The 24,284-nt window shown below is 64.2% G+C and carries 30 protein-coding genes; 1 reads left to right on the top strand and 29 read right to left on the bottom strand.

Annotated features, from left to right (window positions below):
• Window positions 1-17: 17 nt before the first annotated feature.
• From J2805_RS05050 to rpsJ, 27 genes are all read right to left on the bottom strand, one after another.
• Window positions 18-929 (bottom strand): NAD-dependent epimerase/dehydratase family protein, encoded by a 912-nt coding sequence (locus J2805_RS05050; protein WP_309970103.1) that lies wholly within the window; start codon window positions 927-929, stop codon window positions 18-20.
• Window positions 926-2,737, bottom strand: a complete 1,812-nt coding sequence (locus J2805_RS05045) for a class I adenylate-forming enzyme family protein (protein ID WP_309970100.1) — start codon at window positions 2,735-2,737, stop codon at window positions 926-928. Before J2805_RS05045 ends, J2805_RS05050 begins: the two co-directional genes overlap by 4 nt.
• A complete protein-coding gene (locus J2805_RS05040) occupies window positions 2,727-3,929 on the bottom strand; it encodes a cytochrome P450 (RefSeq protein WP_309970097.1) in 1,203 nt (400 codons plus the stop codon). Before J2805_RS05040 ends, J2805_RS05045 begins: the two co-directional genes overlap by 11 nt.
• Window positions 3,926-4,729 carry a glycosyltransferase family 2 protein gene (locus tag J2805_RS05035; RefSeq protein ID WP_309970094.1) on the bottom strand — a complete coding sequence of 268 codons (804 nt, stop codon included), beginning with the start codon at window positions 4,727-4,729 and terminating at the stop codon, window positions 3,926-3,928. Before J2805_RS05035 ends, J2805_RS05040 begins: the two co-directional genes overlap by 4 nt.
• Complete coding sequence (locus tag J2805_RS05030) at window positions 4,726-5,760, bottom strand: 3-oxoacyl-ACP synthase III family protein (protein ID WP_309970091.1); 1,035 nt, start codon at window positions 5,758-5,760, stop codon at window positions 4,726-4,728. The genes J2805_RS05035 and J2805_RS05030 overlap by 4 nt, the downstream gene beginning before the upstream one ends.
• A gap of 225 nt (window positions 5,761-5,985) precedes the next feature.
• The gene (locus J2805_RS05025; RefSeq protein WP_309970584.1) at window positions 5,986-6,555 is read right to left on the bottom strand and encodes an adenylate kinase; all 570 of its coding nucleotides are present in this window, start codon (window positions 6,553-6,555) and stop codon (window positions 5,986-5,988) included.
• A 5-nt stretch (window positions 6,556-6,560) separates the two neighbouring features.
• Window positions 6,561-7,871, bottom strand: coding sequence for a preprotein translocase subunit SecY (gene secY, locus J2805_RS05020; protein WP_309970086.1), 1,311 nt, complete (start codon window positions 7,869-7,871; stop codon window positions 6,561-6,563).
• Between the two features lie 187 nt (window positions 7,872-8,058).
• Window positions 8,059-8,553 carry a 50S ribosomal protein L15 gene (gene rplO / locus J2805_RS05015; protein ID WP_058931722.1) on the bottom strand — a complete coding sequence of 165 codons (495 nt, stop codon included), beginning with the start codon at window positions 8,551-8,553 and terminating at the stop codon, window positions 8,059-8,061.
• Window positions 8,554-8,760, bottom strand: coding sequence for a 50S ribosomal protein L30 (gene rpmD, locus J2805_RS05010; protein WP_056626615.1), 207 nt, complete (start codon window positions 8,758-8,760; stop codon window positions 8,554-8,556).
• 3 nt (window positions 8,761-8,763) lie between these two features.
• Window positions 8,764-9,441: a 30S ribosomal protein S5 gene (rpsE, locus tag J2805_RS05005; protein ID WP_309970082.1), complete on the bottom strand. Its 678-nt coding sequence runs from the start codon at window positions 9,439-9,441 to the stop codon at window positions 8,764-8,766.
• Window positions 9,442-9,467: 26 nt separating this feature from the next.
• Window positions 9,468-9,851: a 50S ribosomal protein L18 gene (gene rplR, locus J2805_RS05000; protein ID WP_011692796.1), complete on the bottom strand. Its 384-nt coding sequence runs from the start codon at window positions 9,849-9,851 to the stop codon at window positions 9,468-9,470.
• Between the two features lie 2 nt (window positions 9,852-9,853).
• Window positions 9,854-10,390, bottom strand: a complete 537-nt coding sequence (gene rplF / locus J2805_RS04995) for a 50S ribosomal protein L6 (RefSeq protein ID WP_028269576.1) — start codon at window positions 10,388-10,390, stop codon at window positions 9,854-9,856.
• A gap of 18 nt (window positions 10,391-10,408) precedes the next feature.
• Window positions 10,409-10,807 carry a 30S ribosomal protein S8 gene (gene rpsH / locus J2805_RS04990; RefSeq protein WP_305941799.1) on the bottom strand — a complete coding sequence of 133 codons (399 nt, stop codon included), beginning with the start codon at window positions 10,805-10,807 and terminating at the stop codon, window positions 10,409-10,411.
• Between the two features lie 85 nt (window positions 10,808-10,892).
• Window positions 10,893-11,474: a 50S ribosomal protein L5 gene (gene rplE, locus J2805_RS04985; RefSeq protein WP_214837608.1), complete on the bottom strand. Its 582-nt coding sequence runs from the start codon at window positions 11,472-11,474 to the stop codon at window positions 10,893-10,895.
• Complete coding sequence (gene rplX, locus J2805_RS04980; RefSeq protein ID WP_024366125.1) at window positions 11,474-11,833, bottom strand: 50S ribosomal protein L24; 360 nt, start codon at window positions 11,831-11,833, stop codon at window positions 11,474-11,476. Before rplX ends, rplE begins: the two co-directional genes overlap by 1 nt.
• Before the next feature lie 3 nt (window positions 11,834-11,836).
• Window positions 11,837-12,205 (bottom strand): 50S ribosomal protein L14, encoded by a 369-nt coding sequence (gene rplN, locus J2805_RS04975; protein WP_003803789.1) that lies wholly within the window; start codon window positions 12,203-12,205, stop codon window positions 11,837-11,839.
• Between the two features lie 520 nt (window positions 12,206-12,725).
• Window positions 12,726-13,034, bottom strand: coding sequence for a 30S ribosomal protein S17 (gene rpsQ, locus J2805_RS04970; protein WP_104172035.1), 309 nt, complete (start codon window positions 13,032-13,034; stop codon window positions 12,726-12,728).
• Window positions 13,031-13,360 carry a 50S ribosomal protein L29 gene (rpmC, locus tag J2805_RS04965; RefSeq protein ID WP_309970068.1) on the bottom strand — a complete coding sequence of 110 codons (330 nt, stop codon included), beginning with the start codon at window positions 13,358-13,360 and terminating at the stop codon, window positions 13,031-13,033. Before rpmC ends, rpsQ begins: the two co-directional genes overlap by 4 nt.
• Window positions 13,361-13,362: 2 nt before the next feature.
• Entirely contained in the window at window positions 13,363-13,779 is a 417-nt protein-coding gene (gene rplP, locus J2805_RS04960) for a 50S ribosomal protein L16 (protein ID WP_104172033.1), read from the bottom strand.
• Window positions 13,780-14,613, bottom strand: coding sequence for a 30S ribosomal protein S3 (gene rpsC / locus J2805_RS04955; protein WP_309970065.1), 834 nt, complete (start codon window positions 14,611-14,613; stop codon window positions 13,780-13,782).
• A complete protein-coding gene (gene rplV, locus J2805_RS04950) occupies window positions 14,614-14,979 on the bottom strand; it encodes a 50S ribosomal protein L22 (protein ID WP_003803798.1) in 366 nt (121 codons plus the stop codon). It lies immediately after the preceding gene.
• Window positions 14,980-15,017: 38 nt separating this feature from the next.
• Window positions 15,018-15,299, bottom strand: coding sequence for a 30S ribosomal protein S19 (gene rpsS / locus J2805_RS04945; RefSeq protein ID WP_011692805.1), 282 nt, complete (start codon window positions 15,297-15,299; stop codon window positions 15,018-15,020).
• Between the two features lie 12 nt (window positions 15,300-15,311).
• Complete coding sequence (gene rplB, locus J2805_RS04940; RefSeq protein ID WP_104172031.1) at window positions 15,312-16,151, bottom strand: 50S ribosomal protein L2; 840 nt, start codon at window positions 16,149-16,151, stop codon at window positions 15,312-15,314.
• Window positions 16,152-16,180: 29 nt separating this feature from the next.
• Window positions 16,181-16,486 (bottom strand): 50S ribosomal protein L23, encoded by a 306-nt coding sequence (gene rplW / locus J2805_RS04935; protein ID WP_066293292.1) that lies wholly within the window; start codon window positions 16,484-16,486, stop codon window positions 16,181-16,183.
• Window positions 16,483-17,100, bottom strand: coding sequence for a 50S ribosomal protein L4 (gene rplD, locus J2805_RS04930; protein WP_104172030.1), 618 nt, complete (start codon window positions 17,098-17,100; stop codon window positions 16,483-16,485). Before rplD ends, rplW begins: the two co-directional genes overlap by 4 nt.
• Before the next feature lie 4 nt (window positions 17,101-17,104).
• Entirely contained in the window at window positions 17,105-17,755 is a 651-nt protein-coding gene (gene rplC, locus J2805_RS04925) for a 50S ribosomal protein L3 (protein WP_214837622.1), read from the bottom strand.
• Between the two features lie 17 nt (window positions 17,756-17,772).
• Window positions 17,773-18,081: a 30S ribosomal protein S10 gene (gene rpsJ, locus J2805_RS04920; RefSeq protein ID WP_003803825.1), complete on the bottom strand. Its 309-nt coding sequence runs from the start codon at window positions 18,079-18,081 to the stop codon at window positions 17,773-17,775.
• Between the two features lie 387 nt (window positions 18,082-18,468).
• On the opposite strand from rpsJ, the gene J2805_RS04915 reads away from it, so the two are divergent.
• Entirely contained in the window at window positions 18,469-19,896 is a 1,428-nt protein-coding gene (locus J2805_RS04915; RefSeq protein ID WP_309970057.1) for a GH1 family beta-glucosidase, read from the top strand.
• Between the two features lie 8 nt (window positions 19,897-19,904).
• Here J2805_RS04915 and J2805_RS04910 read toward each other — a convergent pair whose 3' ends face one another.
• The gene (locus J2805_RS04910) at window positions 19,905-20,030 is read right to left on the bottom strand and encodes a hypothetical protein (protein WP_309970052.1); all 126 of its coding nucleotides are present in this window, start codon (window positions 20,028-20,030) and stop codon (window positions 19,905-19,907) included.
• A gap of 38 nt (window positions 20,031-20,068) precedes the next feature.
• Complete coding sequence (locus J2805_RS04905; protein WP_309970048.1) at window positions 20,069-24,172, bottom strand: hypothetical protein; 4,104 nt, start codon at window positions 24,170-24,172, stop codon at window positions 20,069-20,071.
• Window positions 24,173-24,284: the final 112 nt, after the last annotated feature.

The raw sequence follows: 24,284 nt of genomic DNA, 5'->3' as shown, positions 1-24,284 counted from the left end.
TCGCTGGCGGGATGCGTTCATCCCAGGTCTCTGATCCATTCTCCCGCACCTGCGAAGCTGCTCGGGACAGGGTCCACTCCCAGCTCCTCCCGCAACCGCCGTGTGCAGTAGGTGCGCTCGAAGCCGAGCTGGCTCACGGCGTAGCGCGTCAGCCGCGGCGGCCTGCGTGTCACGCCTGCCATTGCTTCGAGGGACGCCGCCAGCGTCATCGCCGCGCGCATCGGAATGAAACCGAGTTCGACGTCGGCCCGGCCGGTCGCGTCCAGCACCTCGCGCAGGACCTCGCCAAGTGCCACCGGGCGGTGGTCGGCGACGTTGACGGGACCGGTGGCCTCCGAGGTGCAGGCCGCAAGCGCTGCCCGGGCCAGGTTGCCGATGGAGGTCAGCTGATGCCGGATGTCCGGGCCGCCGACGCTCAGCAGCCTGCCATGGTTCACGTTGCTGATCAGGCGGGGCAGCAGTGTCCGGTCTCCGGGGCCGTACACGCCGTGCGGCCGTAGGATCAGGGCATTTCCGTGCCGTGCTGCCGCGGCTTCCGCCAGGGCCTTCGATCGGGAGTAAGCGTTCAGGTACCGCCCTGCGACCGAATCCTCCGGCCGGTCCACGCACGGCTGCCACCATGGATAGACGCTGGAGCTGGAAATGTGGACCAGCCGCGCACCCGGGAAAGTGGCGGCCACGGCCTCAGTCCCCAGCACGTTGACGCGGTGGAACAGCTGGGGAGGACCCCAGTCCGCCACATGCGCGCCGGCATGCACGACGGCGTCGACGTCCGGCGGAGAGGACAGTGGCCCTGCGCTGAGGTCCCATATGCCGAGGCCCGGGAGTTGGCGCCGGCCGTACCGGATCACCTCCCAGCCGCGTTCCTCGGCAGCCATAGCAACGGCTCCGCCGACGAACCCGCTGGCCCCGGTCACTGCGATCCTCACGGCGTCCCTTCCGGCGGGCGGCCTTGTGACCGCAGGTCTTCGAAACGAGTCCTCAGGGCAACGCGGTCCGGTTTGCGGTGCCTGCCGGACGCCGGGAGCTTCGACATGAGCTCGATCCGGTCAGGCAGCGCCGATTCGTCGATGAGTTTCGGCAGCTCGCGGCGCAGTGTCCGCAGCAGCGCCTCCTGGTTGCGTCCGTGCTTCGGTTCGACGGCAAGCCATACCGCTTCGTCGCCGATGCCGTCCGGGACGCCCACCATCACGGCCTGGCCAACACCGTCGATGCCGGCAATGACGGGCTCGTACAGGCCTGGGTAGATGTTGGTCTTGCCGCGGATGATCATGTCCTTCTTCCGCCCCAGCAGGACCAGCCTCGGCGCTTCCGTTGGACTTTCCGGGCCGCTGGCACTGTCGGGGCTGGTGGCGCCAGCCGGGCCGAAGGTGCCCGCCGGGCCGTGGTCCAGCCGCACGAGGTCGCCGGTGGCGTGCTCGTCCATGGGGTCCTCGCCGAGGTAGCCCAGGCACATGTTCGGCCCGGAGACGATCAGCTCGTGGTCCTCCGCCACCCTGAGGCGCACGCCCGGCAGGGGCTCGCCCAGGTAGTCGCCCTCGCCGGCGCCTTCCGGTGTCCGGAACCCGGCTGTGCGGCCGGACGCGAAATCCAGCTTTTCGCGCCCGTCAGCGATCGCAATAGGCAGCACTTCCGTCATCCCGTAGATGCAGTGGAAGCGCACGCCGGGGAGGAGCCCGGCGGCCCGCTCAAGGAACGGAGCCAGGACGGGGGCGGCACCCAGCATCACCGTTTTCAGGGTGTCCGGCCACACCAGCCGTCCTGCTTCCACGGCATCAAGGATCGGCGCCAGCTGTGAGGGCACCAGGAACACGTGGGTTGCCGCGTCATGCCGCGGCGCAGGTCCCAGCTCTGCCGCGAAGCGCAGCGGATCGATTGCGGCGGACAAACCGTACGCCGGCATGGTCCAGTGGGCGCCGGCGATCAGGGCCGGCAGGCCCATCATCAGCTGCTCCGAATGGATGCGGTCGCCGGCGGCAAAGGTGCATCGCGTACTCAGCTGGCCAAACCCGGCCGCCAGGGTCCCGCGGCTGTGCACCACGCCTTTGGGATTCCCCGTGGTGCCGGAGGTGAAAATGATGACCGCTTCCTGGCCCGGCGCGGCCTCCATCGCCGGTAGGGCGGTGGAACGGCCGCCGTCGTACTTGCCGCCGCGGTCGGCGGGAGCGCCGCCGGCGGGAGCGCCGCCGTCGTACTTGCCGCCGCGGGAAGCCTGACCGCGGGACAGCGACCGGATGTTGGTGGACTTCCGCGGGACTCCCGGAAGCCACGGGCCGGAGTGGTAGTGCCGGACCTCCATGGCGCCGTAATCCGGAAGCAGCAGGCCGCGGCGCCTGGCAAGGGGCCGGAGCGGGCCTCGCGCGCTGAGAGCATAGAGCAGGGACTCGGAGGCGGCCCACCGCGGAGATGCCAGGGCGGTCCGGTTCCGGAACAGTTCGGGCCCGACCCCGGGATCGATGAACACAATGGCCCCGCCCGCACGGACGGCGGCCAGTGCCAGCGTGAATGCTGCCGGGCCGGGCCGGACCGAAAACAGCAGGCGCTCCCCCGGGCCGAAGCCGTCACGGCGCAGGCCCGCAGCGGTCGACTCGATGCCGGCGGCAAGGTCCCGGTAGCTGATCGTCTTGCCGGGCCTGCCGCTGCGTTTGCCTGGGGCGGTGATGGCCGGATGATCGGGATATTTTGATGCGGCGTCGTAGACGGCGGCGATGAGGTCATCCGGCAGGTCAGTTGGCACGGGTCAGCTCCAGGGACTTGTAGTGCGGAATGAGCACGTTCCGGCTGACGGCACGGGAGCGGACGGACCACGGGCTGCGGCTGTACTCGTCCAGCAGCACGCCCAGTGCGCAGTTGATTTCGGCCATCGCCAGCGGCATCCCGATGCAGAAGTGGGCGCCCGCCCCGAACCACAGCTGGCGGGCAACCGGCGGGATGGGCGTCCCCGGGTCAAAGCCGCCCAGGCTTTTCACCGCGTGCACGGTGGACAGCAGGATGCGATCCCCCGGCCTGATCCGGACACCGCCCAGCCGCCCGGCCGCCGTCGCCTCGCGGAGCATCATCGGCGACGGCGCCGTGTACCGCAGGCCCTCATTGACGGCGTCCGGGAGGCCGCTGCGGTCGGCTGCCAGTCCGGGGAGCCTGCCGCCGTCGAACAGCATCGCCACGAGCCGCGGAACGTAGGACACCAGGGTTTCAGTCCCGGCAATCACAAACGCGCTGACGATCCCCACAGCTTCGTCCTCGCTGAGCCCCAGGACACGGAGCCGCCCCGGAAAGGTGGAGGGGTCGTCGCTGCGGTACGCGCTGCGTGCAGGTCCGGCCAGAATTTCGACGGCGGCCTTCGCCTTTGCCACCTGCGGCGCCGTCAGCCGCCGGCGGCCCAGCCGCACCAGCGAGGTAATGGACGTGCCAAGGTTGAAAAGTTCCGTGTCCGGCAGGCGGCCGGGCGCATCGTCCCGGACGCCCAGCAGTCTGCTGATCACTCCCCCGGACAGTTCCTTGACCAGCCCTACGAGCTCCACCGCGCCGCCGTTCCCCAGCCCGGCGGCCACCCGTTCGCGGAGCCGTTCGCCCGCGGGGTCAACGATCGCTGCAACGGCCCGCGGTGTGAACAGTCCGTTGAGGCGGCGGCGCAGTTCAAGGTGCTCTTCGCCATGCATGTTCAGCAGGACGCGGGGTCCCACCACCGGCGTCCACAGCGCACCGGAAGCCCTGGACCCGGACTTCGAATAGCGTGCGTCCATCAGGACTTCCCGGACGAGTGAGGCCTCGCTGACCAGCACGCCCAGGCCCGGCAGCCGGACAACGGGCCGGAGCTTCCCCAGCCCGCGGATCAGCGGGTACAGCACCGGATGGGCGCCGGTGTGCAGGCGCCGCTCCCAGACGGCCAGGTCTCCGGTGTTCGCCGACCGTACCGCAACGGCGCTCACCGGATGTCCACGTGGTCGGGACGGAAACGGTGGTCCGCGTACCAGGCCAGGGTGTTGGGCAGGCCCCAGGCCTGTACCCGCCGGGAGGATCCGTAAACCACCACGTTCCGCCGGAGGGCATAGGCGCGCGTGAGCTTGCGGACCCGGTTGGACAGCGCGCGGTCCTCGTGCAGGTCCTCAATGCTGGTGCGGGGAAATCCGCCGGACCGGAGATACAGCTCAGCGGTGATGGCCATGTTGCAGCCGGGCAGCATCTGGTAGGGGCCAAGGTAGCCGTCCCCTTTGTTGCCCGGGCGGATGCGGCCGAAGAACGAGGCGACCTCCACGGCCAGCAGCATCAGCCAGCGGCTCGCCCGGCCAAGCCCTTCGTCCAGCCGCGGGTTCAGCTGGCCGGCAATCATTTCCAGCCCGTCGTCGAATGCTTCCATGATGCGCAGTGTCCAGTCCGCGGCGGGGAGGCAGTCCGCGTCCGTGCGTGCCAGCCAGCGCGCGCCGTGCAGGGCACCGAATCGCATACCCGTATCAGCTGCGGCGCCGGTCCCCTTTTGCCGCTCGTGGATCAGGCGGACATCCATGGCCGGGTGATGCCGGGCAAAGTCCGCGACGATTTCTCTGGTAGCGTCCGTTGATCCGTTGTCCACCACTACGAGGGTGAACTCTTCGTGCAGCTGCGCGGCCAGCGCCTGCAGGGATTGGCGGATCAGTTTCTCCTCGTTGAGCGCCGGCATCGCGACACATAGCGCCCGCACCGGCGGTTCGTTATCGGTGACCGGTTCGCTGCCGGGAGCCGGTCCCGTCACAGCCGCACCACCGCGATGCCCAGGCTCACGCCGCCGGCCAGCCCCACCAGCGCCACCAGGTCACCGGGACCGCACCGGCCCAGGTCCTGCGCCACCTTCAGCTGCAGCGGCAGGCTGACTGAGGCCATGTTGCCGAACTCCTCCACGGTGCGCACGAGCTTGTCCTGCGGCACCCCGGCACCGCGGGCAAAAATGTCCCGGTACGGGGCACTCACCTGATGCACGCAGACGACGGCGAGGTCGGACCACGCCAGGCCCAGGCGATCCAGGGTCTCGTCCAGGATGCCGCTGCCGAGGTCGAGGAACGCGTCCTTGAGTTTTTCGCCGTCCATGTTGAAGTACGTCGCTTCAGGGTCACGGGGCGAAACGGAGCCCCCGGTGGCGAGCGTTCCTACGGCCCAGTGGCTGCTCTTTGCCGTGAAACCCATGCCCAGCACCCGGGACCCGGCGTCGTCGTCGGGGTCTGCCGGTTCCAGCAGCAGGGCGCACCCGGCGTCGCTCATTGTGTAGCCCGGGAAGGCTGCGGCGAAAGTGTCCTGGTCCGGAACGGACCACCGCACCGCGCGGGAGGGCGATTCGCCGCTGACCAGGAGGACGCGCCGGTAGCGCCCGGTTCCGATCAGGGCGTCAGCCACCTCGAGGCCGTTCAGGATGCTGTTGCAGGCATTCTTGATGTCCATCACCGGGCAGCCCATGCCGAGTTTCGCGGCGACCATGTGGCCGGTGGCCGGTTCCACCATGTCCTGGCTCGCCGAAGCAAAAAGGAGGAGGTCGACGTCGGCGGGCTGGAGGCCGCGGTCCGCCAGCAGTTTGGCGGCGGCGACAGCCGCCAGGTCCGAGGCCTGCTCGGTCGCGGCCATCACCGACCGCGTCCGGATGCCGGTCAGCCGGCCGATCAGGCCCCTCGGGACCCGGAAATCCGGGCTGGCGGCTGCGAGCTGCTGCTCCAGTTGACCGGTTCCCAGCCGGCCAGGCGGCACGTACACTTCGAGGCCGGCGATCCGCGCCGCCCCCGGAAGGGTCTGGTTCATGCATATCTCCCCACAGACAATGCGTCCGGCGATTCCCCGTCCGGCCCTGAGCCGCTGACGGTCTTGCCAAACACGACGGCCGCCAAGCACGGCGCCGCCGAAAACCGGGGCGCCCGCCAACAAGGAAAGGGCGCGTCCCGTACACGATGGTACGGGACGCGCCCTTCCTGGCACTGAAGGCGAGCCGGGTTCCGGCATCTGCCTCAGAGCCCTGCTAACCCCGGATCAGGCTGCCTGTGCTGCCTTGATGGCTTCCATCACGCGATCGGTGACCTCGTCGATGGCGCCAATGCCGTCGACCTGGGTCAGGATGCCGCGCTCGGCATACTTGGCCACAACGGCTTCGGTCTGCTCGTGGTAGAGGTCCAGCCGGTGGCGGATGACGGCTTCGTTGTCGTCGCTGCGGCCGGTATCTTTGGCGCGGCCCAGGAGGCGCGTCACCAGTTCCTCGTCATCGGCGGTCAGCTGCAGGACAACGTCCAGCTTCTGCTCACCCTTGGCGAGGATCTCATCGAGGTAGTCCACCTGTGCGGTGGTGCGGGGGTACCCGTCCAGGAGGAAGCCGCTTTCGACGTCGTCCTCGCTGAGGCGGTCGCGCACCATCTTGTTGGTGACGCTGTCCGGCACGAAATCGCCGGCATCCATGTACTTCTTGGCCTCGACGCCCAGCGGCGTCTCACCCTTGACGTTGGCGCGGAAGATATCGCCGGTGGAGATCGCAACGACGCCGAGGCGCTCGGAGATCCGATCTGCCTGCGTTCCCTTGCCTGAACCCGGAGGTCCGATAATCAGCATTCTCGTCATCGCAAAAGCCCTTCGTAGTGACGTTGTTGTAGCTGCGCGTCAATCTGCTTGACCGTTTCCAGTCCCACGCCCACCATGATCAGGATCGAGGTGCCACCGAACGGGAAGTTCTGGTTGGCGTTGATCAGGACCAGGGCGACCAGCGGGATCAATGCCACGAAACCCAGGTAGAGAGCGCCGGGCAGGGTGATCCTGGATAGGACGTACTGCAGATAGTCCGCCGTCGGCTTGCCGGCCCGGATACCCGGGATGAAGCCGCCGTACTTCTTCATGTTGTCGGAAACCTCTTCAGGATTGAAAGTGATTGCGACATAGAAGTATGTGAAGAAAACAATCATGGCGAAGTAGAGCGCCATGTAAATGGGGTGGTCACCGCGGGTGAGGTTGTTGTTGATCCACTCGACCCACGGCTGCATCTGTTCGCCCTGCCTCGGCTGGTTGAACTGCGAGATCAGGCCCGGCAGGTACAGCATCGAGGACGCGAAGATGACGGGCACGACGCCGGCCATGTTCACCTTGATGGGGATGTACGTGCTGGTTCCGCCCACGGTCCGCCGGCCGATCATGCGCTTGGCGTACTGCACCGGAATGCGGCGCTGGGACTGTTCCACGAACACGACGAGTGCCACTGTGAGCAGGCCGATCGCCAGCACCATGAAGAAAGTGCCCGGGCCCTGTGAGGTCCAGATGGCGCCGAGGGACGTCGGGAAGCTGGCGGCGATGGAGGTGAAGATGAGCAGCGACATGCCGTTGCCCACGCCCTTCTCCGTTACGAGCTCGCCCATCCACATGATCAGGCCGGTGCCGGCCGTCAGCGTGATGATGATGAGGATCGTGGTGATGACGCTCGCATCCGGAATGATGTCCAGCTGGCAGTTGGGCAGCAGCTGGCCGGAACGTGCCAGCGACACCAGCGTTGTGGCGTTCAGCAGGCCCAGGGCGATGGTCAGGTAGCGCGTGTACTGCGTCAGCTTGGACTGCCCCGAGGCGCCTTCCTCGTACAGCTGCTGGAAGCGGGGAATGACCACGCGGAGTAGCTGCACAATGATGCTGGCCGTAATGTACGGCATGATGCCCAGCGCAAAGATGGACACCTGCAGCAATGCACCGCCGCTGAACAGATTGACGAGCTGGTATATGCCGCCCGTAGTCTGACCGCCTTGCAAGCATTGCTGGACATTCTGGTAGTTCACACCAGGCGAGGGGATGAAGGCACCCAAGCGGAAGATTGTGATGATTCCCAGCGTGAACAACAACTTGCGTCGCAGATCAGGCGTGCGAAAGGCCCGGCCAAATGCGCTAAGCAAGCGTCCTCCTGATTGTTAATAAAGTCGTGTGAGATAGGTCAATAAACCCAACAACCGAGTCTAACGGGTTGATGCGCCCGTCGAACAATCGGTGAGGTCCCAAATGAGAAAAAACTCCCGGTACGCAGGGCCTGGGCCCCGCGTACCGGGAGTTCTCACAACAGGCTTCTGCCCCGCCGTCCCCTTATTAGAGGGCGGTGGTGCTTCCGCCTGCTGCTGCGATCTTTTCTGCGGCGCTGGCCGAGAATGCGTGGACCGTGACGTCAACCTTGACGGTGATGTCGCCGGTGCCCAGCACCTTGACGGGCTGGTTCTTGCGAACGGCACCCTTTTCGACCAGGTTCTCCACGGTGACTGCGCCACCTTCCGGGAACAGCTCGTTGAGCTTGTCCAGGTTTACAACCTGGAACTCCACCCGGAACGGGTTCTTGAAGCCGCGCAGCTTCGGCAGGCGCATGTGCAGCGGCAGCTGGCCGCCGGCAAAGCCAGCCTTGATCTGGTAACGGGCCTTCGTACCCTTGGTACCGCGACCAGCGGTCTTACCCTTGGAACCTTCACCACGACCAACACGGGTCTTGGCGGTCTTGGCACCCGGGGCGGGACGCAGGTGGTGAACCTTCAGTGCGTTCTGCTTCTCAGCAGCGGCGCCCTGTGCCTTTTCGGCGGTGTTCTTCTCTGCCATTTACTTCGCCTCCTCTACCTTTACCAGGTGCGGAACCGTGTTGAGCATTCCAACGGTCACAGCATCGGCGGTGCGGACAACGGTGTGTCCGATCCGCTTCAGGCCGAGGGACCGAAGGGTGTCGCGCTGGTTCTGCTTGCCGCCAATGGCGGACTTGATCTGAGTGATCTCCAACTGAGCGTCGGAGGGAATCAGGTTCTTAGCCATGACTCAGACACCTGCCTTCTGGTTCAGGAGAGCCTTCACCATTGCCGGCGGAGCGATCTCGTCGAGCGGGAGGCCGCGGCGTGCTGCCACTGCTGCCGGCTCTTCGAGGCGCTTCAGGGCATCAACGGTCGCGTGAACGATGTTGATGGCGTTGGAGGAACCGAGCGACTTGGAGAGGATGTCGTGGATGCCCACGCACTCCAGTACTGCACGGACCGGACCACCGGCGATAACACCGGTACCGGCGGAAGCCGGACGCAGCATGACGACGCCTGCGGCGGCTTCACCCTGAACGCGGTGCGGGATCGTGCTGCCGATGCGGGGAACGCGGAAGAAGGACTTCTTGGCCTCTTCAACGCCCTTCGCGATTGCGGCAGGAACTTCCTTAGCCTTGCCGTAGCCAACGCCGACCATACCGTTGCCGTCGCCGACAACGACGAGGGCGGTGAAGCTGAAGCGACGACCACCCTTGACGACCTTGGAAACGCGGTTGATGGTTACAACGCGCTCTACGAACTGGCTCTTTTCGGCTTCGCGGCCGCCATCGCGGCCACCACGGCCACCACGGTCGCCACGGCCCTGGCCGCGGTCGCCACGCTCGCCACGACGAGCGCCACGGCGGTCGTCAGTGGTAGCAGGCGCAGCGGTCTCAGTTGCCGGAGCAGCTACAGCTTCAGTCACCTGAATGTCCTTTTCGTTATTTTCGGTCACAGTGACAGCCCACCTTCACGTGCGCCGTCAGCGACGGCGGCGATCCGGCCGTGGTACTTGTTACCACCGCGGTCGAAGACAACAGCTTCGATTCCTGCAGCCTTGGCACGCTCAGCGACCAGTTCACCAACGCGCTTGGCCTTGGCGGTCTTGTCACCATCGAATGCACGAAGGTCGGCTTCCAGTGTGGACGCGCTCGCTACGGTCAGGCCCTTGGTGTCATCGACAACCTGGACGAATACGTGGCGTGCGGAGCGGTTGACGACCAGGCGAGGGCGTACAGCCGTTCCGGAGATGCGCTTGCGGATACGAAGCTGGCGGCGGCTGCGTGAAGCAGACTTGCTCTTGTTCGTACGCTTCTTGTTAATTGCGATGGCCATGGTTACTTACCAGCCTTTCCGACCTTGCGGCGGATGACTTCGCCGGCGTAGCGGATGCCCTTGCCCTTATAGGGGTCCGGCTTCCGCAGCTTGCGAATGTTGGCAGCAACCTCGCCGACCTGCTGCTTGGAGATACCTGAAACAGAGAGCTTGGTCGGGGTCTCTACTGCAAAGGTGATGCCGTTCGGTGCCGAGACGTTAACCGGGTGGCTGTAGCCCAGAGCGAACTCCAGGTCAGAACCCTTGGCCTGGACGCGGTAACCGGTACCGACAATCTCAAGCTTCTTCTCGTAGCCTGCGGTGACACCCTGGATCATGTTGGCGATCAGGGTGCGGGTCAGGCCGTGCAGCGAACGTGAGGCGCGCTCGTCGTTCGGGCGGGCGACAGTCAGGGTGCCATCTTCCAGGGTGACCTCGATCGGGCTGGCCACAGTGTGGCTCAGCTCGCCTTTGGAACCCTTGACGCTGACGACAGAGCCGTCAACCTTGACCTCAACGCCGGCAGGAACGGTGATGGGGAGACGTCCAATACGTGACATTATTCTCTTCCTTTCCCGTTACCAGACGTAAGCGAGGACTTCGCCGCCCACGCCCTTCTTGCCGGCCTGCTTGTCAGTCAAGAGGCCGGAAGAGGTGGACAGGATTGCGACACCCAGGCCACCGAGCACGTGCGGCAGGTTGGTGGACTTCGCGTAAACGCGGAGTCCCGGCTTGGAAATACGACGAACGCCAGCGATTGAACGCTCGCGGTTCGGACCGAACTTGAGCTCGATGGTCAGCTTCTTGCCGACCTCAGCGTCTTCTTCTTTCCAGGAGGCGATGTAACCTTCGGCCTTCAGGATGTCGGCAACGCGTGCCTTGAGCTTGCTGTACGGCATAGTCACGGTGTCGTGGTATGCCGAGTTTGCGTTGCGCAGACGCGTAAGCATGTCTGCGACGGGATCTGTCATGGTCATGTTGGGCTCTTGCCCTTCCTCATAACGGTTTCCGCCCTGCTATCCCCGTGGGGATCGGCAAGGCCGGACCTTCTATGTAGCTAGATTAAGCTTCGGTCTTGAACGGGAAACCAAGCGCCTTGAGCAGCGCGCGGCCTTCGTCGTCGGTCTTGGCAGTGGTCACGACGGTGATGTCCATACCGCGAACGCGGTCGATGGAATCCTGGTCGATCTCGTGGAACATAACCTGCTCGGTCAGACCGAAGGTGTAGTTGCCGTTGCCATCGAACTGCTTGCCACTGAGGCCCCGGAAGTCGCGGATACGCGGCAGTGCCAGCGTGACCAGACGGTCCAGGAATTCCCACATGCGGTCCCCACGCAGAGTTGCGTGTGCACCGATGGGCATGCCTTCGCGCAGCTTGAACTGTGCGATCGACTTGCGGGCCTTGGTTACCTGCGGCTTCTGACCGGTGATCAGGGTCAGATCGCGGACAGCGCCGTCGATCAGCTTGGAGTCCTTAGCGGCATCTCCAACACCCATGTTCACAACGACCTTGACCAGACGGGGAACCTGGTTGACGTTTTCGTACTTGAATTCCTCAATGAGCGTGCTCTTGATGGAATCCGCGTACTTGGTCTTCAGACGAGGAACGATCTTCGTTGCCGGAGTCTCGAGAGTCTCAGTCATTAGATGTCCTTCCCGGAGCTCTTGGCCACGCGTACGCGCACTTCACGCTTCACGCCATCGCGCTCAACGGTCTCGGTGCGGAAACCGACGCGGGTGGGCTTCTTGGTGGAGGGGTCAACCAGAGCCACGTTGGAGATGTGGATTGAAGCCTCGACGACCTCGATGCCACCGGTCTTGGTGCCGCGCTGCGACTGACCGACCTTGGTGTGCTTGGTTACGCGGTTAATGCCTTCAACCAACACGCGGTTGGTCTCCGGGAATACGCGCAGAACCTTGCCCTGCTTGCCTTTGTCGCCGCCGCGCTCAGCCTTGGCGCCAGTGATGACCTGAACAAGGTCACCCTTTTTGATCTTAGCCATGGACTAGAGCACCTCCGGAGCCAGAGAAACGATCTTCATGAACTTCTTGTCACGGAGTTCACGACCAACCGGTCCGAAGATACGGGTACCGCGGGGGTCACCGTCGTTCTTCAGGATCACAGCTGCGTTCTCGTCAAACTTGATGTAGGAACCATCCGCACGGCGGCGTTCCTTCTTGGTACGGACGATGACAGCCTTGACGACGTCGCCCTTCTTTACGTTGCCGCCCGGAATTGCGTCCTTGACGGTAGCGACGATAACGTCGCCAATGCCTGCGTAGCGACGGCCAGATCCACCGAGAACGCGAATGGTAAGGATTTCCTTAGCACCCGTGTTGTCGGCGACCTTGAGTCGCGACTCCTGCTGAATCACTATTTACTCCTTGCGTCGCGCTGGTTCTCAGACCGAAAATCTTCCTACGGAATGAGCCTTGCGGAACGGTTGATCGGGGTGTCTCTTGACCTGCCTGGATTTTGCCAGACCAGGCCTAAACTCCCGTGCCAAAAACATTTGCTTCCCAAGCGATTCCGACGGATCGGGGCGCAAGGGGGCACTATGCCGTGGCACGATTGTTTACGAGGTTGATGACGGCGCACGAAGGGCGCCATACAAACTCAAAATCTTAGCACGTTTTGGGCCAATCCCCATATCACAGAGCCGCCACTCCCCCGCAATGCACGACGGCGTCAGGCACCGCAGTCTTTTGGCGCGCCGGAGCGCCGCTCCCCCGCAAAGCCGGGCCGCCGCCGTCGGGCTGGCCCCAAGAACCGGCGCCCCTTGACGCTGTAGCGCGAACGAACACTTGGCGCCCGGCAAAACAGGGCACAGCCCAACAACGGAGAAACCCCCGTTCCCAAAAGGGAACGGGGGTTTCTCGGCATTCCTGCAAAGGCTACTTGGCCTTTTCGAGGATCTCCACCAGGCGCCACCGCTTGGTAGCGGACAGCGGGCGCGTCTCGGCGAGGAGAACGAGGTCGCCGATGCCGGCGGTGTTCTCTTCGTCGTGAGCCTTGATCTTCGTGTTGCGGCGGATGACCTTGCCGTAAAGGGCGTGCTTCACGCGGTCTTCGACCTGGACAACGATGGTCTTTTCCATCTTGTCCGAGACGACGTAGCCGCGCTTCGTCTTACGGTAACCGCGCTCGTCAGCCTTGGCTGCGTCGGAAACAGTTTCCGTCACGTTCTCGTCCTTTTCACTCACTTGGCATCCTCCTCGGCCTCAACCGTTTCAGCCTTATCGGCCTTCTTGGTTGCAGCCTTCTTGGACTTCTTCTCTTCCTTGGCTTCCACAACCGGTGCGGCAACCTCGGCACGAATGCCGAGCTCGCGCTCACGGAGAACGGTGTAGATGCGTGCGATGTCCTTCTTTACCGCGCGCAGACGACCGTGGTTCTCCAGCTGACCGGTGGCGGACTGGAAACGCAGGTTGAACAGCTCTTCCTTGGACTTGCGGAGTTCTTCAACGAGACGCTCGTTGTCGAAACCGTCCAGCTGCGCGGGTGCGAGATCCTTCGACCCTACTGCCATTTCTACTCACCACCTTCGCGACGCACAATGCGTGCCTTCAACGGCAGCTTGTGGATTGCCAGGCGCAGTGCCTCGCGAGCTACCTCTTCACTGACACCGGAGAGTTCGAAAAGAACCCGGCCCGGCTTGACGTTTGAGACCCACCATTCCGGAGAACCCTTACCGGAACCCATACGGGTTTCAGCAGGCTTCTTCGTCAGCGGACGGTCCGGGTAAATGTTGATCCAGACCTTACCGCCACGCTTGATGTGGCGGGTCATCGCGATACGGGCAGATTCGATCTGACGGTTCGTGACGTATGCCGGGCTCAGAGCCTGGATGCCCCACTCACCGAAGGAGACCCTGGTGCCGCCCGTAGCAGCGCCGGAACGACCCGGGTGGTGCTGCTTACGGTGCTTGACTCGACGTGGGATAAGCATTTAAGCCTGTCCTCCTTCTACTGCAGCAGGTGCAGCCTCAACTGCCGGAGCTTCGGCAGCAGGTGCTGCCTCGGCTGCCGGACGGTCGTTACGACGACGGCGGTCACCACGGTCAGCGCCACCCGGGCGGCCCGGGCGATCGCTGGCACCACGGCCGCGGGACGGAGCAGCAGCTGCCTGCTGAGCCAGTTCCTTGGAGGTGACGTCACCCTTGTAGATCCAGACCTTCACGCCGATGCGGCCGAAGGTGGTCTTGGCTTCGTAGAAGCCGTAGTCGATGTTCGCACGCAGGGTGTGCAGGGGCACACGGCCTTCGCGGTAGAACTCCGAGCGGGACATTTCAGCGCCACCCAGTCGACCGGAGCAGGCGATACGGATGCCCTTGGCACCGGCACGCTGTGCGGACTGCATTGCCTTCTTCATCGCACGGCGGAATGCCACGCGGGAAGTCAGCTGCTCTGCAACGCCCTGGGCAACAAGCTGTGCTTCCATCTCGGGGTTCTTGACCTCGAGGATGTTCAGCTGAACCTGCTTGCCGGTGAGCTTTTCGAGCTCGCCGCGGATGCGGTCTGCTTCTGCACCGCGGCGGCCGATAACGATGCCCGGACGTGCCGTGTGGATATCCACACGGACACGGTCGCGGGTGCGCTCGATTTCAACCTTGGCGATACCGGCGCGCTCCATGCCCGTGGACATGAGCTGGCGGATACGGATGTCTTCGCGAACAAAGTCCTTGTACCGCTGACCGGACTTGGTGCTGTCAGCAAACCAGTGCGATACGTGATCGGTGGTGATGCCGAGTCGGAACCCGTGCGGGTTAACTTTCTGTCCCACTTAGCGAGCCTCCTCTTTCTCCGGGGTAGCGACTACCACGGTGATGTGGCTCGTGCGCTTCTTGATCTGAAATGCACGACCCTGGGCTCGCGGCTGGAACCGCTTCATGGTCGGGCCTTCATCAACAAACGCTTCGCTGATGATGAGGTCACCTTCGTCAAACGCCACGCCGTCGCGGTCCGCGAGGACCCGGGCGTTGGAGATTGCCGACTGAACTACCTTGAATACCGGCTCAGAAGCTGCCTGGGGGGCAAACTTCAGAATTGCCAGAGCCTCGTTCGCTTGCTTACCACGAACAAGGTTGACGACGCGCCGGGCCTTCATAGGCGTTACGCGGATGTGACGCGCAATTGCCTTGGCTTCCATTGCTTTCCTTCTCTCGTCTTTGACGTAAGTGCAGGCGCCTAGCGGCGCTTGCCCTTACGGTCGTCCTTGACATGGCCGCGGAATGTCCGCGTGGGAGCGAATTCGCCGAGCTTGTGCCCGACCATCGACTCGGTGACAAACACCGGGATGTGCTTGCGTCCGTCGTGAACGGCGATCGTGTGCCCGAGCATGTCGGGGATGATCATCGAACGGCGGGACCAGGTCTTAATGACGTTCTTGGTGCCCTTTTCGTTTTCCCTGTCCACCTTCACAAAGAGGTGCTGGTCAACGAAAGGACCTTTTTTCAGGCTGCGTGGCATGTGTCCAGGCTCCTATCGCTTGTTCTTGCCAGTACGACGACGACGCACAATAAGCTTGTCGCTCTCTTTGTTCGGGCGGCGGGTGCGGCCCTCACGCTTACCGTTCGGGTTGACGGGGTGACGTCCACCGGACGTCTTACCCTCGCCACCACCGTGCGGGTGGTCAACCGGGTTCATGGCGACACCACGGACGGTCGGGCGAACGCCCTTCCACCGCATACGGCCGGCCTTGCCCCAGTTGATGTTCGACTGCTCGGCGTTGCCGACCTCGCCGATGGTTGCGCGGCAGCGCACATCTACGTTGCGGATTTCGCCGGAAGGCAGACGCAGCTGGGCGAAGCGGCCTTCCTTTGCAACGAGCTGGATCGATGCGCCGGCGGAGCGGCCCATCTTGGCGCCGCCACCCGGACGCAGTTCAACTGCGTGGATAACGGTACCCACCGGGATGTTGCGCAGGGGCAGGTTGTTGCCAGGCTTGATATCAGCGTTGGCACCGGCCTCTACGAAGTCACCCTGGGACAGCTTGTTCGGGGCGATGATGTAACGCTTGGTGCCATCAACGTAGTGCAGGAGGGCGATGCGAGCCGTGCGGTTCGGATCGTACTCGATTTCGGCAACGCGGGCGTCAACGCCGTCTTTGTCGTGGCGACGGAAGTCGATCAGACGGTACTGGCGCTTGTGTCCACCACCCTTGTGACGGGTCGTGATCTTACCGGTGTTGTTACGGCCACCCTTTTTGGGCAGCGGACGTACCAACGACTTTTCCGGCGTCGACCGCGTGATTTCAGTGAAGTCCGCTACGCTCGAGCCGCGACGGCCCGGGGTAGTCGGCTTATATTTACGGATTCCCATAATTCATTTCCTCGTTAAAGTGGTCTCCGCTACGCGAGCGGACCGCCGAAGATGTCGATCGTGCCTTCTTTGAGGGTCACAATCGCACGCTTGGTGTTCTTGCGGGTACCCCATCCGAATTTGGTGCGCTTGCGCTTACCGGCACGGTTGATGGTGTTGATCGAGTCGACCTTGACGGAGAAAATCTTCTCCACGGCCAGCTTGATCTCGGTCTTGTTCGAGCGGGGGTCCACCAGGAAGGTGTACTTTCCCTCATCGATCAGGCCGTAGCTCTTTTCCGAAACGACGGGTGCAAGCACGACGTCGCGCGGGTCCTTGATGGTGGCTGCACTCACTTGGCATCCTCCTCGTTCTTTGCCTTGGCGGCAACGAATGCCTCGTAGGCAGCCTTGGTGAAGACTACGTCGTCAGAGACGAGCACGTCGTAAGTGTTCAGCTGGTCTGCGTACAGAACGTGAACATCTGCGAGGTTACGCACGGACAGTGCGGCAACATCGTTGGCGCGCTCGATGACAACGAGCAGGTTCTTGCGCTCGGACACGCCGCGCAGCGTTGCCAGTGCGTCCTTGGCGGACGGCTTGGTGCCGGCGACCAGTTCAGCAACAACGTGGATGCGGCCGTTACGGGCGCGGTCAGAGAGTGCGCCGCGCAGTGCAGCAGCAATCATCTTCTTGGGGGTCCGCTGGCTGTAGTCACGCGGGGTCGGGCCGTGGACAACGCCACCACCGGTCATGTGAGGAGCACGGATTGAACCCTGACGGGCGCGGCCGGTGCCCTTCTGCTTGAACGGCTTGCGGCCTGCACCGGAAACTTCAGCGCGGGTCTTGGTCTTGTGGGTACCCTGGCGAGCAGCAGCGAGCTGGGCAACGACGACCTGGTGCAGCAGCGGCACGTTGGTCTGTACGTCGAAGATCTCTGCAGGCAGGTCAACCTTGACAGTGCTAGTCATTGAACTAGGCTCCCTTCACGGCGGTGCGTACGAGTACGACCTGGCCGCGGGCACCGGGAACGGCGCCCTTGATGAGGAGCAGCGACTTCTCGACGTCAACTGCGTGAACCGTGAGGTTCAGCGTGGTGTGACGAACGGCGCCCATGCGGCCGGCCATTTTCATGCCCTTGAAGACGCGGCTCGGGGTGGATGCGCCACCGATTGAACCGGGCTTACGGTGGTTCTTGTGTGCACCGTGGGAAGCTCCAACGCCGTGGAAGCCGTGACGCTTCATAACACCGGCGAAGCCCTTACCCTTGGTGGTGCCAACGACGTCGATCTTCTGGCCGGCTTCGAAGACCTCTACAGAGAGCTCCTGGCCCAGCTCGTACTCAGCAGCATCTGCGGTACGGAGTTCGACGACGTGGCGGCGAGGCGTGACGCCTGCCTTTTCAAAGTGACCAGCCAGCGGCTTGGTGACCTTGCGGGGATCGATCTGGCCGTAGCCGATCTGAACGGCGACGTAGCCATCAGCTTCTGCATTGCGCAGCTGGGTGATGACGTTTGAGTCAGCCTGGACAACAGTGACGGGGATGAGCTTGTTGTTCTCGTCCCAGACCTGGGTCATGCCGAGCTTCGTGCCCAGCAGGCCCTTTACGTTACGGGTTGCGGTCATAGTCTCTCAGCACCTCCCTACAGCTTGATTTCGATGTTCACGTCGGCCGGCAGGTCGAGACGCATGAGCGAGTCAACAGCCTTAGGCGTGGGGTCGATGATGTCGATCAGACGCTTGTGCGTGCGCATTTCAAAGTGCTCGCGGCTGTCCTTGTACTTGTGCGGAGAGCGGATAACGCAGTACACGTTCTTCTCCGTCGGAAGCGGCACGGGGCCAACTACCGTTGCGCCTGCGCGCGTGACCGTCTCAACGATCTTCCGGGCTGAAACGTCAATGACCTCGTGGTCGTATGACTTCAGCCGGATGCGGATTTTTTGTCCCGCCATGTCGCCTGACTCTCTTTCAGTCTGTGCTTCCCCTGATTGGGGCTGCCCTGTTCACTTACGTGTTGTGTGGCTGCCGAAGCATTTGAAGTCGTAACTACCACCCGCCGCACAAGCTGAATCCGGAATAATCCGGGTTCCTCAACCTGCCGGCGTAACCGACCCCCGCGGTCGGGCGTGTCGCGCTGTGCACGCGTACTCGTCCGCAGTTCCTTGGGGAGTGGGTTATGTTTGGTCTCCTACTTGGACCCTGACACCCGGCATTATCCGGATCGGGACGCGAAGGAGCGCTTGAACAACTCATCTAGTATGCCGGATTTTGCGGGCAGAAGCGAATCAGGCCGAAGAGGGGTCATTGCCTTCAGCAACTGCCGAATGGATGATAGGGACATGACTGTGCAGAACTCTGCGGCGTTGCAGAGCCTGGCCGGGCAGTTGCCCCCGGACTTCACCCTGGGTGTGGCGGCCGCAGCGTTCCAGATTGAGGGATCCCTCGAAGCGGACGGGCGCGGGCCCTCCGGCTGGGATGCCTTTGCCGAAAAGCCGGGAAACATCATGGACGGCCACTCCCCCGCCGTCGCCTGCGACCATTACAACCGCTCCGGCGAAGACGTGGCCCTGATGCGCGAGCTGGGCATCGATTCCTACCGGTTCTCCATTTCCTGGCCCCGGATCCAGCCTGACGGACGCGGCCCCTTCAACAGCCAGGGCCTCGACTTCTATGACCGGCTGATCGACCAGCTGCTCGACGCCGGCATCTCGCCGATGGCCACGCTGTACCACTGGGACACTCCCCTGCCGCTCGAGCACAGCGGCGGCTGGATGAACAGGTCCACTGCGGAGCGTTTCGCCGAGTACAGCGCCGCCGCGGGGGAAAGGTTCGGCGACCGGGTTGCCCAGTGGGTCACCCTGAACGAACCGGTTTCGGTGACGCTCAACGGATATGCGCTTGGCGTCCATGCACCCGGCCACGATTTCCTGTTCAACGCCCTGCCGTCAATCCATCATCAGCTCCTGGGGCACGGCCTCGCGGTCCAGGCCCTGCGCAGTGTAGGGGTCACCGGAGCCGTAGGCGTCACCAACCTCCATTCCCCGGTCCGGCCGGCAACCGGCAAGCCTGGCGACAAAATGGTGGCCAGGATTTTCGATATCCTGATGAACCGCGTCTACGCGGACCCCGTCCTGCTGGGCCGCTACCCGAAGCTGCCCCTGGTGGTGCGGCCGTGGTTCCGGTCCATGGGCAAGATCTCCGACGCCGACCTCCGGACCATCCACCAGCCCCTGGACTTCTACGGGCTCAATTACTACTACCCCGTGAAAGTGGCCATGGGCCGGGGAACGGTCAGCGTACCGGCAAACAATTCCGCGGCCCTGGCCCGGTTGCCGTTCCATGAAGTGGGTTACCCGGAGTACGAGACCACCGGATTCGGCTGGCCGGTTGCCCCTGAACACCTCGGCATTCTGCTCCGCGAAATGAAGGACCGGTACGGCGATGCGCTGCCGCCGCTGTACATCACGGAGAGCGGGGCCAGCTTCCCGGAACCGGAGCATGTGTCCGGACCGATTGCCGACACAAAGCGAATCGAATATCTGGCCAACCACCTGGGCCACGCACTGGCCGCAACGTCCCTGGGCGGCATAGCCGAGGACGTGAAGCTGCTGGGCTACTACGTGTGGACACTGCTGGACAACTTCGAGTGGGCGGCCGGATACTCCCAGCGCTTCGGGCTGATCCACGTTGACTTCGACACGCTGGAGCGGACACCCAAGGAATCCTTCTTTTGGTTCCAGGCGTTGAGCAGGGCGCGTAAAGCCTGAGCGTGGGCCTACTGGTTCTTGTTGGCCCGGTTGATGCGCTTGGCCCGGTCGATCTCCTGGCGGAAGTGCTTCTTCGCCCAAAAAACGCCCGAGACAACCGCAGCGGCAATCAGGAGGAAAATAATCCATTCCATGATGCTGTCCTTTCGTTGTCAGCAACCTTACCAAGGCTTCAGTACGAACGATCCTGCCCCTCGGGAGTCGGCTGCGCCTCGGGTTGCGGCCCTCCGCCGGCCGGCGCCTCAGGCTTGGCGCGGGCCAGTTTCCACAGCGCAAGGGCGATGAGTCCCACGGCAATCAGCGCGAGCAGCGCGAACGTGTAGGACCGAAGGGCCCACGTCAGGCACAAGGCCACCCCGCCCGCACCCCACCAGACGAACATCCGCTCTCCGATGAGCAGCCCGGAAAGCAGCAGTGCGGCGTGCAGGGCGAGGACCCACAGCTGTTGGCCTCCGGATCCGCCAAGCAGAATCCCAAGCCCGCTCAGGCCAAGCAGTGCGGCTCCCGACCCCAGCAGGATGCGGCCTGCCAACCTGAATCCGGCAGCGAAGCGGAGCGCGGCCAGGGCCGCGGCCAGCAGGACGTACCACTGCACGGCCCAGAACGGCGCGTTCAGGTGGCCGTCCGTGATGAGGATGGCACGCTGCACCGCGACCGTCACCAGGAAAGCGCCAATCTCCAGCGTCAGCCTCCGCGCCCGGAGCGGAACTTCCTGCACCGCCACCGAAACCGTTGCGGCCACAAGGAGAGCCGCCGTCAGTGACGTGGCATCACGCGCCACGCCCGCCGCGGCAGCGACAGCCAGCCCCAACGCCGCTGCGGAAGCCAGCGTCCGCCGTCGTACTCCGTCCCGGTTCCTGAGTGCGTAGCCGGCACCGTAGAGAACCAGCGCGGCAGGCACGCATCCGGTCAGCCACGGCAGGTAGGAGCCCCACTCCCCCTCAGTGCCGCGGAACACGGAGCCGGCGATCAGCGTTGCGCCCACGAGAACGAGTAGTGCCGCCGGCGGATACAGCAGCGGGATGCGTTCCGTGTGCGACGCGTTAAACCCGGTGGCGGCCAGGACCAGCAGGGTAGCGCCGGTGATCCAATCCGCCGCCTGGCCGCCGGCAAGTCCGGCGCTGAGGGCGGGGACAGCCGCCCCGGTGAGCCAGAACCAGCGGTCGACGCCGGCCTCGTGCCTACCGTCGGAGTGCCGTCGCCGCACAAGTCCCGCGACGTTGAAGGCGAGGGACACGGCCAGGAGGGTCAGGGGGACGCCGTCCCAGCTGAGCAGCGGAGCCGCGAGAACGGTTCCTGCCCCGAACTGAAGCGCCGGTCCCGATGCGACCACCGCGAACACGCCAGCGTACACGCACAGGTAGAGCGCCCCACGTGCGGCGAACAGCCGATGGGCGGCAATCGCGCCAACCAGAAGCAGCAGCAGCTCCACAAGGACAACACCCCGCCCGCCCTCGGCCGCGTAGATGGCAGAGGCGCCGCCACCTTGGATGACGTACAGCGCTGGTAGGGCCGCCTGCGCCCCAAGGGTCAGCCACACTGCGGCGTCCTGGAACGGCACCTGTTCAAGCCGGTGCCGCATGAACCACCGAACAACGTGCTGGAAAGCCAGCACTCCGGCGAAAGTCAGTGAGACTGCCGTCCCGGATGCCGTGATGTCAAAGCTGAAGACCATCGCCAGAGCCGCTGTCAGCAGGCGGGCCGCGGCAAAGTAGGCACCCTTCGCCTTCCGCGGTTGCACCGCAACAACCATGGCGGCGCTGAAGGCAGCGAAGATGCCAAGCAGGAGCTCGACGTCGGACAGCCGACCACCGCTTGAAACCAGCAAGACCGCCAGCATGGACGGCGCAAAGGCTGCCGCCGCCGCCAACTCACGGAACACATAGCCGGAGGCCGCTGCACTGAGGGCCATGACAGTGATGGTGAGGATTCGCTGCCAGTCCCACGTTTCCTGCGCCGCCGTCGTGGAGGGGAGAACCATGCCCGCCGCCAGTACCGCAATCTGCAGCGTCAAAACAAGGGCGACGTCGGCCACCACCCCGTCGGGAGCCCGGTCCCGTACTGTCGCGGCCAGCGGGAACACTAGCTGGGCCCCCAGAGTAACTATCAGGACGGTGGCCAGCGGGATTTCCTGGCCACCAAACACCAGCGGCCCTGCCAATTCCTGAAGCTGGACGTAGGCCATCGCCACCAGCAGCGTTGCCGCCGCCCGGGTCATCCACCAGTAGGCCCAGCACCGGATGGTCGCGGTTGGACGAAGGGCCGAGAGAGCAAGGTACAGGACAATGAGGAGCAAGACGCCGTTGCCCAGTCCCAGCGAAACACCCGCGTAGGCCGTCAGACCGACGGCCGCCGCGACTGCCAGGGGCAACGCTTCTGCTGCCGTCGGTTGCCAGGAAGCACCCACGCCATCGCGCGGGAACAGCGCGATACCCGCCGCCAGCGAAGCCGCAAGCTGGACCACCAGTGCTATGGCCAGGAGCTGATTCCCGGCCGTGGCGTCCGTGACGGACAGGGCCAGGAGGCCAACTATCCCGGCAGCGGTAAACCCCACCAGCGTGGGCACGGGGGCAAGGACTGCAACGCCGGCACGCTCCGCAGTCGCTGATGCAAGCTGCTGCAGCACGAGGGCCAACGAAAGGGTGAAGATGGCGACAGGAAGTACATCGTTCCTCCCCTCCATCAAGGCAAAGGTCAAAGCCGGAACGGCCAAGGTGCCCGCTATCCGCGCCGACAGAATGAAGTAGGCGCGCAACGGTGAACGGGCACCCGCCGCCCGCACTGCCCAAAAGAGCGTGCCAGCGGCCAGGAGGTTAACAACCAGCCATGGCCCCAGCTGGAAGCCCGCTACGAGCCCGGCGGCCATCGCCGACGGCGGTGCCCACTCGGCGGCTCCCCCGGCCTTCACGGCGATAATCATGCCCGTGGCTACGCTGGCCGGCACCGCCCACAGCAACAGGCCCTCGTGGCTGACGGACGCCGGGAGCAGCAGGAGCACGACAATAAAGAGTTGCGTTCCAAAGGTGCAGAGCGAGTCGGTCCGCCAGCGCCGCTCCCCTTCCCGTGCCGGACACCACCGCTGCAGTCTGGCTGGCCACGCGGCCGTCACCACCGATTGCAAAGCCAGCAGGGTCGCCGCTATTGCGAGGCACCAGGCTGCGGTCCCGGTGAGGTGCCATGCCCAGGCCGAAGCCGCAATGGTGAGCGCCAGCCGGGCACCGTAGATCTTCAGGAGACGCTGGCCGGCGGACGGCGCGACGGCCGCCACTGCGAAGTACATTCCGCAGAGTGCCATAACCAGGGCAAACTCATCGCGGTCCAGCCGCAACGGCAAAATCCATGCCGCGACGGCCACCGCAGGAACCACGAACGGGTCGAGAAGCATAACGGGGCGCAGGAACACAGGCGGAACCCACCGTGGCCTCGCCAGCGCTACCAGGCTCATCACCGCCGCGAATCCGATCATGGCCGCAAAGTACCAAACAAGCGAAGACCCGAGCACGGAAACTCCGGACCACGCCGTGGACACCACAAACGTGAGGGACAGGTACACCAGCACCCGGCTTTCGAGCCGAATGGCGGCGGCGATGTAGGCCACCGTTCCGACAACCGAGGTCAGGAGCCAGGCGAGTGGTCCGTTCTGCACGGCAAAGTAGTACATCGACAGGCCCGCGACGGGGACCAGCGCAAGCCCGGTTCCGGCAAACGCGACGGCGGCAGGACGCAGCTTCGGAACGCGAGCATGGAGCGCAAGTCCCGCTCCGTAGAAGAACACGGTGATCATGCAAACGCCGGCAAACCGCAACCCCGCCGGCAGGCTTGTGCCCACAAAGAGCGCCCCTGCGGCCACCAGCAGCAGACTGGCAACATACAGGGTGACGTTGATGTTCTGCCGCTCGCGCTTCTCCTTGCGCGCCAGCAGTTCGGCGGGTGACTCCTCGACCGGGGACCGGACAACGGCTGGCTCTGCAATCGCCGGCTCATCCGTTGGAGGGACGAACGCCGGCAGCTGGATGAACGGCTGCTGCCCCGGTGGAGCAGGCACTGGGCCCTGACCGAACTGCAAGCCCTGCCACGGCGCGGGCGGCCCGGCTGCGACCTGCTGCGGGAGCGGGTCTGTCGCGGTGGCGTCATGCCACCCCTGGATATGGCCGGCCATAAAGCCGTCCCGGTAGGCCTGGCCGGCGGCTAATTTCAACTGCCGGTTCGAATACCGGGATACGAACAACAGGACAGCGGAAATGAGGAGTAGAAGCGTTACGAAGGCGGACCACATGTCGGTTCCTCTCGGTGTCGTCGCCGTCGATTCACACTTCATAGCAGTTTATCCAGCGACTGGATAAATCTTAGCAAAAAACAGCCCCGCTGCGACTCGCGCAGCGGGGCTG

Source organism: Arthrobacter oryzae (genome assembly GCF_031454875.1).
GTDB classification, from domain to species: domain Bacteria; phylum Actinomycetota; class Actinomycetes; order Actinomycetales; family Micrococcaceae; genus Arthrobacter; species Arthrobacter oryzae_D.
Note: the sequence above shows the minus strand (reverse complement) of the source record. Positions and strands in the feature narration are given on the sequence as shown.

Coding starts and splice junctions, on each gene's coding strand:
- J2805_RS05030 (WP_309970091.1), bottom strand. CDS start 5,760: ATGAACCAGACCCTTCCGGGGGCGGCGCGGATCGCCGGCCTCGAAGTG.
- J2805_RS05025 (WP_309970584.1), bottom strand. CDS start 6,555: ATGCTGATTATCGGACCTCCGGGTTCAGGCAAGGGAACGCAGGCAGAT.
- rplO (WP_058931722.1), bottom strand. CDS start 8,553: ATGGCAGAGAAGAACACCGCCGAAAAGGCACAGGGCGCCGCTGCTGAG.
- rpmD (WP_056626615.1), bottom strand. CDS start 8,760: ATGGCTAAGAACCTGATTCCCTCCGACGCTCAGTTGGAGATCACTCAG.
- rplR (WP_011692796.1), bottom strand. CDS start 9,851: ATGGCCATCGCAATTAACAAGAAGCGTACGAACAAGAGCAAGTCTGCT.
- rplF (WP_028269576.1), bottom strand. CDS start 10,390: ATGTCACGTATTGGACGTCTCCCCATCACCGTTCCTGCCGGCGTTGAG.
- rpsH (WP_305941799.1), bottom strand. CDS start 10,807: ATGACCATGACAGATCCCGTCGCAGACATGCTTACGCGTCTGCGCAAC.
- rplE (WP_214837608.1), bottom strand. CDS start 11,474: ATGACTGAGACTCTCGAGACTCCGGCAACGAAGATCGTTCCTCGTCTG.
- rplX (WP_024366125.1), bottom strand. CDS start 11,833: ATGGCTAAGATCAAAAAGGGTGACCTTGTTCAGGTCATCACTGGCGCC.
- rpmC (WP_309970068.1), bottom strand. CDS start 13,360: ATGGCAGTAGGGTCGAAGGATCTCGCACCCGCGCAGCTGGACGGTTTC.
- rplP (WP_104172033.1), bottom strand. CDS start 13,779: ATGCTTATCCCACGTCGAGTCAAGCACCGTAAGCAGCACCACCCGGGT.
- rplV (WP_003803798.1), bottom strand. CDS start 14,979: ATGGAAGCCAAGGCAATTGCGCGTCACATCCGCGTAACGCCTATGAAG.
- rpsS (WP_011692805.1), bottom strand. CDS start 15,299: ATGCCACGCAGCCTGAAAAAAGGTCCTTTCGTTGACCAGCACCTCTTT.
- rplB (WP_104172031.1), bottom strand. CDS start 16,151: ATGGGAATCCGTAAATATAAGCCGACTACCCCGGGCCGTCGCGGCTCG.
- rplD (WP_104172030.1), bottom strand. CDS start 17,100: ATGACTAGCACTGTCAAGGTTGACCTGCCTGCAGAGATCTTCGACGTA.
- rplC (WP_214837622.1), bottom strand. CDS start 17,755: ATGACCGCAACCCGTAACGTAAAGGGCCTGCTGGGCACGAAGCTCGGC.
- rpsJ (WP_003803825.1), bottom strand. CDS start 18,081: ATGGCGGGACAAAAAATCCGCATCCGGCTGAAGTCATACGACCACGAG.
- J2805_RS04915 (WP_309970057.1), top strand. CDS start 18,469: ATGACTGTGCAGAACTCTGCGGCGTTGCAGAGCCTGGCCGGGCAGTTG.
- J2805_RS04910 (WP_309970052.1), bottom strand. CDS start 20,030: ATGGAATGGATTATTTTCCTCCTGATTGCCGCTGCGGTTGTCTCGGGC.
- J2805_RS04905 (WP_309970048.1), bottom strand. CDS start 24,172: ATGTGGTCCGCCTTCGTAACGCTTCTACTCCTCATTTCCGCTGTCCTG.